At 53.2% G+C, this 7,565-nt stretch carries 6 protein-coding genes; 4 read left to right on the plus strand and 2 right to left on the minus strand.

The annotated features are described in order from the left end of the window. Positions 1-92: 92 nt before the first annotated feature. Entirely contained in the window at positions 93-998 is a 906-nt protein-coding gene (gene punR, locus VPR01S_RS19265; RefSeq protein ID WP_040903156.1) for a DNA-binding transcriptional activator PunR, read from the plus strand. 59 nt (positions 999-1,057) lie between these two features. Here punR and fadA read toward each other — a convergent pair whose 3' ends face one another. Together fadA and fadB are read right to left on the minus strand one after the other, a co-directional pair. Beyond that, positions 1,058-2,221, minus strand: a complete 1,164-nt coding sequence (gene fadA, locus VPR01S_RS19270; protein WP_021707053.1) for an acetyl-CoA C-acyltransferase FadA — start codon at positions 2,219-2,221, stop codon at positions 1,058-1,060. Positions 2,222-2,233: 12 nt separating this feature from the next. Next, the gene (gene fadB / locus VPR01S_RS19275) at positions 2,234-4,405 is read right to left on the minus strand and encodes a fatty acid oxidation complex subunit alpha FadB (protein WP_021707054.1); all 2,172 of its coding nucleotides are present in this window, start codon (positions 4,403-4,405) and stop codon (positions 2,234-2,236) included. Positions 4,406-4,626: 221 nt separating this feature from the next. On the opposite strand from fadB, the gene VPR01S_RS19280 reads away from it, so the two are divergent. From VPR01S_RS19280 to hemG, 3 genes are read left to right on the plus strand one after another with little or no spacing between them, the layout of a single operon-like run. Beyond that, positions 4,627-5,250, plus strand: a complete 624-nt coding sequence (locus VPR01S_RS19280; protein WP_021707055.1) for a YigZ family protein — start codon at positions 4,627-4,629, stop codon at positions 5,248-5,250. A gap of 40 nt (positions 5,251-5,290) precedes the next feature. Next, entirely contained in the window at positions 5,291-6,748 is a 1,458-nt protein-coding gene (locus VPR01S_RS19285) for a TrkH family potassium uptake protein (protein WP_021707056.1), read from the plus strand. 9 nt (positions 6,749-6,757) lie between these two features. Beyond that, a complete protein-coding gene (hemG, locus tag VPR01S_RS19290) occupies positions 6,758-7,285 on the plus strand; it encodes a menaquinone-dependent protoporphyrinogen IX dehydrogenase (RefSeq protein WP_021707057.1) in 528 nt (175 codons plus the stop codon). Positions 7,286-7,565: the final 280 nt, after the last annotated feature.

Consider the following 7,565-nt stretch of genomic DNA (forward strand, 5'->3'; position numbering starts at 1 on the left):
TTCACTTAGTTATTGTATTTTTCGCTTTTAAGAAAATAAAACGTTAATATTTGCAGTTATCAATCAAAAAATTTGAAAGGTGGATCATGAGTCTGTTTTCCAAATCGTCGCTGGAGATGGTCGATACCGTTGCCCGCTTAGAGAGTTTTACCGCCGCGGCTGATGTGTTGCATCGGGTGCCGTCGGCCATCAGCTACAGTGTGCGTCAGTTGGAAAAAGAGCTCGGCGTGATCTTGTTTCGTCGTCTGCCGCGCAAAGTGGAGCTGACCCCGGCCGGAGAACTGTTTCTGGCGGAGGCGCGTCTCATGCTGAGACAGATGGAAGAGATCAAAGCGCAGACCCGCCGCGCTGCGCACGGTTGGCAGAAAACGCTGCGCGTGACACTGGATAACGTGGTGAAACTGGACAAAATGAAACCGTTGGTGGAGGACTTTTATGCCACGTTTCAGCACGCCGAACTGCAGATCAATATGGAAGTGTTCAACGGCTCCTGGGAGTCGATTTCACAGGGGCGGGCGGACATCGTGATTGGGGCCACAGCCGCGGTGCCGGTCGGCGGCGATTTTGAGGTGAAAGACATGGGGGTACTCGATTGGGCGTTTGTGATGTCGCCGAGCCACCCGTGTGTGCGTGAGCAGACCTTGAGTGAAGCGTTTGTCAGTCAGTTTCCGGCCATTTGCCTCGATGACACATCGAACGTGTTGCCCAAGCGGCATACCGTGCATTATCCCGGGCAGCGACGTTTGCTGCTGCCGAACTGGTACAGTGCGATTGAGTGCCTGAGAAACGGGGTCGGGGTCGGTTACATGCCGCGCCATATTGCCCAGCCGTTGATCGCGGAGGGCTTGCTGGTGGAAAAAATCCTCGCCGAAGAGCGACCGCTCAGCCATTGTTGTCTGGTATGGCGTAAAGATGAGAATCATAAAATGATCGAGTGGATGGTGGATTATCTTGGCTCCAGCCAACAGCTCTATCAGGATTGGCTACAGGCCCATTAGCATCCGGACAATAAAAAACGCCGGTGGGGAGCCGGCGTTGTTTTGGTGGTCATCTGGAGTTATGGGCGTTCAAACACCGTCGCGATCCCCTGACCCAGACCGATACACATGGTGGCCAGGCCGTATTTTGCGCCTTTGGCTTCCATCAAGTTGATCAGCGTGGTGGAAATGCGCGCGCCGGAGCACCCCAGTGGGTGACCGAGTGCGATCGCACCGCCGTTGAGGTTCACTTTCTCGTCGACCACATCCAGCAGGCCAAGATCTTTGGCACACGGCAGTGACTGCGCGGCGAACGCTTCGTTAAGCTCAATCACGTCCATGTCGTCAATGCTCAGTCCGGCGCGTTTAAGCGCTTTTTGCGTCGCGGGGACAGGGCCGTAACCCATGATGGACGGATCGCAGCCGGCAATAGCCATGGCCCGCACTTTTGCACGGATGGTTAGACCGAGCTCGTTGGCTTTGTCTTCACTCATGATCAGCATCGCGGCCGCGCCGTCAGACAGAGCAGAAGACGAACCAGCAGTGACGGTGCCGTGTGCCGGGTCAAACACCGGACGCAGCTGAGACAGACCTTCGACCGTGGTTTCCGGGCGGATCACCTCGTCAAAGTCGAGGGTGAACAGTGTGCCGTCCGGGCCGTGTCCTTCCGTGGGCAGGATTTCGTTTTTGAACCGGCCTTCCAGTGTCGCGGCGTGTGCTCGGGCGTGAGAGCGGGCGGCAAATTCGTCCTGCTGCTCACGGCTGATGCCATGCAACTTGCCCAGCATTTCTGCTGTCAGGCCCATCATGCCGGCGGCTTTGGCGACGTTCTTGGACATTTTCGGGTGGAAATCGACGCCGTGTGTCATTGGTACGTGACCCATATGTTCCACACCACCAATCAGACAGATGTCCGCATCACCGACCATAATCGCGCGCGTACCGTCATGCAGAGCCTGCATGGACGAACCACACAACCGGTTGACGGTGACCGCACCGATTTCGATCGGCAGGCCTGCCAGTAGCGCGGCATTTCGAGCAACGTTGAAGCCTTGCTCGAGAGTCTGCTGTACACAGCCCCAGTAGATATCTTCGATGTCACCTGGATTCACCTGAGGGTTACGTTCCAGCAGGCCTTTCATCAGGTGCGCCGACAAATCTTCGGCGCGTGTGTGACGGAACGCACCGCCTTTGGAGCGACCCATAGGTGTGCGCAGACAATCAACAACTACTACGTTTTTCATTTGGTATCCCTCCTAGATAGAACCGGCTTGTTGCGTACCGTAAAAGCTCTGGTTGTTGGCTGCCATATCCAGCAGTAGCTGAGGCACCTGATACATCGCACCCAGCGAGGCGTATTGCTTCGCCATCTCGATGTAGTTGCTGATCCCCAGGCTGTCGAGGTAACGACACACCCCGCCGCGGAATGGAGGGAAGCCCAAACCGTAGACCAGTGCCATATCCGCTTCTTGCGCAGAGGCAATGATGTTTTCCTGCAGGCACAACACCACTTCGTTGATCATCGGGATCATCATACGTTCGATCAGCGTTTGATCATCGAACTCCGCCGGTGCAGCACACACGTCGGCCAGCAGCGGAACGATCTCATCGGTGAAAGTTTTCTTCGGTTTGCCTTTGCGATCCGTGGAGTAGCTGTAGAAACCGTGGCCATTCTTTTGACCGTAACGGTTGGCTTCATACAAAGCATCAATGGCATCGCGGCCTTGCTTGGCCATACGCTCAGGGAAACCTTGTGCCATAACGGCTTGCGCGTGGTGTGCTGTGTCGATGCCGACCACATCCAGCAGATACGCCGGACCCATAGGCCAACCGAACTGGCGTTCCATGACTTTATCAATCCGGGTGAAATCTGCGCCATCACGCAACAGCATGCTGAAACCACCGAAATACGGGAACAGCACCCGGTTGACGAAAAAGCCCGGGCAGTCGTTGACCACGATTGGGGATTTGCCCATCTTAGCCGCGTATGCCACCACGCGATTGATGGTATCTTGTGAGGTTTTCTCACCGCGGATAATCTCCACCAGCGGCATGCGATGAACCGGGTTGAAGAAGTGCATACCACAGAAGTTTTCCGGACGTTGCAGCGATTTTGCCAGCAGGTCAATCGGAATGGTGGAAGTGTTGGAGGTCAGCACGGTGTCTTCACCAACGTTTTGCTCTACTTCGCTCAGAACCGCGGCTTTTACTTTCGGGTTTTCGACCACGGCTTCCACCACGATATCGGCTTGTTCAATACCGGCATAGTGCAGGCTCGGAGTGATCGAAGCCAGAATACCGGACATCTTGAAGCCGTCGATACGACCGCGCTCCAACTGCTTGTTCAGCAGCTTCGCGGCTTCGGTCATACCGAGATCCAATGACGGCTGAGCGATGTCCTTCATCAAAACCGGCACCCCCTTCAGCGCCGATTGGTAGGCGATGCCGCCTCCCATGATCCCGGCGCCAAGGACGGCGGCCCGTTGGGTGTCTTTATCGGCGGCTTTACCCGCTTTTTTGGCCAGACTCTTGATGTACTGATCGTTGAGGAACAACCCCACCAGAGACTTGGCTTCTTCGGACTTGGCCAGCTTGATGAAGTATTGACGTTCAATCGCCAGCGCGGCATCACGCTCGCTGCGAGCGCCTGCTTCGATGGTCATGACCGCGGCCATTGGCGCCGGGTAGTGCGGGCCGGCTTTTTGCGCCACCAGACCTTTCGCCATGGTGAAACTCATCGTGGCTTCCAATTTGCTCAGCGTCAGCGCGGAGGTTTTTTCACGGCGGCGGCGTTGCCAGTCCAGTTGTTCATTGATCGCTTGTTGGAGGGTCGTCAGTGCGGATTCGCGCAAGGTCTCGCTGTCAACCACCGCATCCAGCAGACCCACCTTGAGTGCTTCGTCAGCGCGGCAGGCTTTACCCTGGGTGATGATTTCCATTGCGCTGTCAGCGCCGATCACGCGTGGCAGGCGTACACAGCCACCAAAACCCGGCATGATGCCCAGTTTGGTTTCCGGCAGGCCGATGCTGGCGGTTTTATCACCAATGCGCATGTCAGTAGCGAGTACACACTCACAACCGCCGCCCAGAGTATGACCTTTGACCACCGACACGGTAGGAACCGGCAGATCTTCCAGTTTATTAAAGATGCTGTTGGCAAACTGCAGCCATTGATCCAGTTCTTGCTCTGGCTTGGCGAACAAACCCAGAAACTCGGTGATATCAGCCCCAACGATAAAGCTGTCCTTGTCAGACGTCAGCAACAGGCCTTTTAGGCCGGGATGGGCGTTCAGTGCGTCGAGCGCTTTATCGAGTGATTCCAGTGTTGCCAGATCCAGCTTGTTGACTGAATTGGGAGAGCAAAAGCTGAGCTCGGCAATACCGTCTTGTAATTCCTTTACCTGTAGGGTGTTGGCTTGGTAAATCATTGTCTATCTCCATGACCTACAATCTGCGATTGTGTGTAGAGGTAAGTCGTTATACTTTTTGTTCTGGTTAGACCAGTGATGATTAGTGTGGACCTGTGATTGTTGAATTTCAATACATTTTTTAAACAAGTGTTTAACATTGTGCGATTGAGCAGATCCTCCCTCCCTTTCATAGGGCCTCGTGATACACTGGGCGTGAATGCATCAACCCCAGTGAAACAATGAACGATCTGCCGTATCTGATCCCTGCCGCGCCAGCGGTGTTTGAAGAAGAAATCAAAAAGAGCCTTTTTATTACGCATTTGGCCCATACCCCCTGCGTGGAAGCGGCAAAAGGGTTCGTAGAGCAGATCAAAGCCAAACATTCTGATGCCAGGCACAACTGCTGGGGGTTTGTGGCTGGTCGGCCTGAAGACTCCATGTTGTGGGGATTCAGTGACGATGGCGAACCGTCCGGTACGGCGGGTAAACCGATTCTGGCGCAGTTATCGGGATCCGGGGTGGGAGAGCTGACCGCGGTGGTGACGCGCTATTCTGGTGGCATCAAGCTTGGTACGGGCGGGTTAGTCAAGGCGTATGGGGGCGGAGTGCAGCAAGCACTTAAGCGGCTTCAAACTATCGAGAAAAAAATCACCACTCATTTGAGACTCCAGTTAGACTATGCTTTCATGCCGATAGCTCAGTCGTTGTTGGTTCAGTTTGGTGCCAGGGAAGTGGACGCCAGCTACAGCGACATGGTCGAGTTAATCGTCGAGGTCGAGCGACGGCAGGTAGACGGATTAACTCAGAGTATTATCAATAAAAGTGGCGCTAAAGCCGTGGTGTTCCCGTTAACCGGGACTTAAAAGGAAGTCAGAAGCCAATCGCTTCACGCATCAGAAAGCAATGCAATTTCGATCTATTATCCGAATCGTCGGGCTGCTGCTCGCCTTGTTTAGTGTTTCCATGCTGATGCCAGCACTGGTGGCACTGATTTATCGCGACGGAGCTGGCGTGTCATTTGTAACCACATTTTTTGTTCTGCTATTTTGCGGGGCAGTTTGTTGGTTCCCAAACCGGCGTCACAAGCACGAACTGAAAGCCCGCGATGGTTTTTTGATTGTGGTGTTATTCTGGACGGTTATCGGCAGTGCCGGAGCATTGCCGTTTCTGATCTCAGACAATCCGAATGTCTCGGTCACGGACGCGTTTTTTGAGTCGTTTTCGGCGTTAACCACAACTGGTGCCACCGTGATTGTCGGATTGGATGAATTGCCCAAAGCGATCCTGTTTTATCGCCAGTTCCTGCAATGGTTTGGCGGCATGGGGATTATCGTGTTGGCGGTCGCCATTCTGCCGGTACTGGGGATCGGTGGTATGCAGTTATATCGGGCGGAAATCCCGGGCCCGGTGAAAGACAAGAAGATGACTCCCCGTATTGCCGAAACCGCTAAGGCGCTGTGGTACATCTATCTCAGCCTGACAATTGCATGCGCCACGGCATTCTGGTTGGCGGGTATGACACCGTTTGATGCCATCGGCCACAGTTTCTCGACCATCGCGATTGGGGGATTTTCCACCCACGATGCGAGCATCGGTTACTTCGACAGCTACGCCATCAATATGATTACGGTGTTTTTCTTGCTGGTGTCTGCGTGTAACTTCACTTTACATTATGCGGCGTTTGCGTCGGGGGGCGTTCATCCTAAGTATTATTGGCGCGATCCTGAGTTCCGTGCGTTTATTCTGATTCAGGTGATACTGTTTACCATCTGTTTTCTAATGCTGCTCAGCCACCACTCCTATAACTCATTTTATGACGCGTTTGATCAGGCGTTATTCCAAACGGTCTCCATTTCGACCACCGCAGGCTTCACCACCACCGGGTTCGCGGACTGGCCGCTGTTTTTACCGGTACTGCTGTTGTTCTCTTCTTTTATTGGCGGCTGTGCGGGGTCAACCGGTGGCGGGATGAAAGTGATACGGGTGTTATTACTGACGCTACAGGGTGCGCGTGAACTTAAGCGGTTGGTGCACCCTCGGGCGGTTTATACCATTAAAGTGGGTGGCAGCGCGCTGCCGCAGCGGGTGGTGGACGCCGTCTGGGGATTTTTCTCGGCTTATGCTCTGGTGTTTGTAGTGTGCATGCTCGGATTGATTGCGACTGGCATGGATGAACTGAGTGCGTTTTCAGCCGTCGCTGCGACCTTGAACAACCTGGGGCCCGGATTAGGGGAGGTCGCGCTGCATTTTGGTGACGTGAATGACAAAGCCAAGTGGGTATTGATTGTTTCGATGCTGTTTGGCCGACTGGAAATCTTTACTTTATTAATACTGCTAACCCCAACATTCTGGCGCAGTTAAGGAGATATTGTGGCGAAAGCTCTGTTTCTGTATTCAACCCGCGAAGGGCAGACCAAAAAAATCCTCCATCATATCGCTGCGCAATTGCCTCATCATGACATTGAAATGGTGAATTTACTCGATGTTGGCCAGTTGGATTTATCCCAGTACGAGCGGGTATTGATTGGCGCCTCGATCCGTTATGGCAAACTGCACAGTAAACTGTATCAGTTTATTGATGCGCATCAGGCGCAACTGACTCAGCACAAAGCCGCGTTTATCTGCGTCAACTTGACTGCGCGTAAAGAAGAACTGGGTAAGGACACACCGGAAGGCAGTGCGTATATCCAAACCTTTCTGAAAAAGTCCCCATGGCACCCTTCCTTAATAGGTGTGTTTGCTGGGGCGCTGTATTACCCGCGTTACCGTTGGTTTGACCGCATGATGATTCGCCTGATCATGACGTTAACTGGTGGAGAGACCGATACCAGTAAAGAAGTCGAATATACCAACTGGAAAAAAGTCGATCTTTTTGCGGTTGAGTTTAAGAATCTGTAGAGATAAAGGTGCATTTTAGAGCATCTCGATGAATTACTAACCGAACGACGGAAAATATGGAAAAAATTCAAAAAAAGGGGTTGCCAATAAAATCCCGATCTCTATAATGCCCCCTCGCTGACACGGGAACGCTTCGAAAGAAACGCAGTCGGGTTGGCAGGCCAGTTAGCCAAGCGGAAACGCTTGAAAAAGTTTTGAAAAAAGTGGTTGACACTAAAACTTAAATCGCTAAAATGGCCGTCCGTTTTGAGTCAGGCTAAGCCTGAAGTTAAAACAAAAG

The organism is Vibrio proteolyticus NBRC 13287, from assembly GCF_000467125.1.
Lineage (GTDB): Bacteria > Pseudomonadota > Gammaproteobacteria > Enterobacterales > Vibrionaceae > Vibrio > Vibrio proteolyticus.

Coding starts and splice junctions, on each gene's coding strand:
- VPR01S_RS19280 (WP_021707055.1), top strand. CDS start 4,627: ATGAACGATCTGCCGTATCTGATCCCTGCCGCGCCAGCGGTGTTTGAA.
- VPR01S_RS19285 (WP_021707056.1), top strand. CDS start 5,291: ATGCAATTTCGATCTATTATCCGAATCGTCGGGCTGCTGCTCGCCTTG.
- fadA (WP_021707053.1), bottom strand. CDS start 2,221: ATGAAAAACGTAGTAGTTGTTGATTGTCTGCGCACACCTATGGGTCGC.
- fadB (WP_021707054.1), bottom strand. CDS start 4,405: ATGATTTACCAAGCCAACACCCTACAGGTAAAGGAATTACAAGACGGT.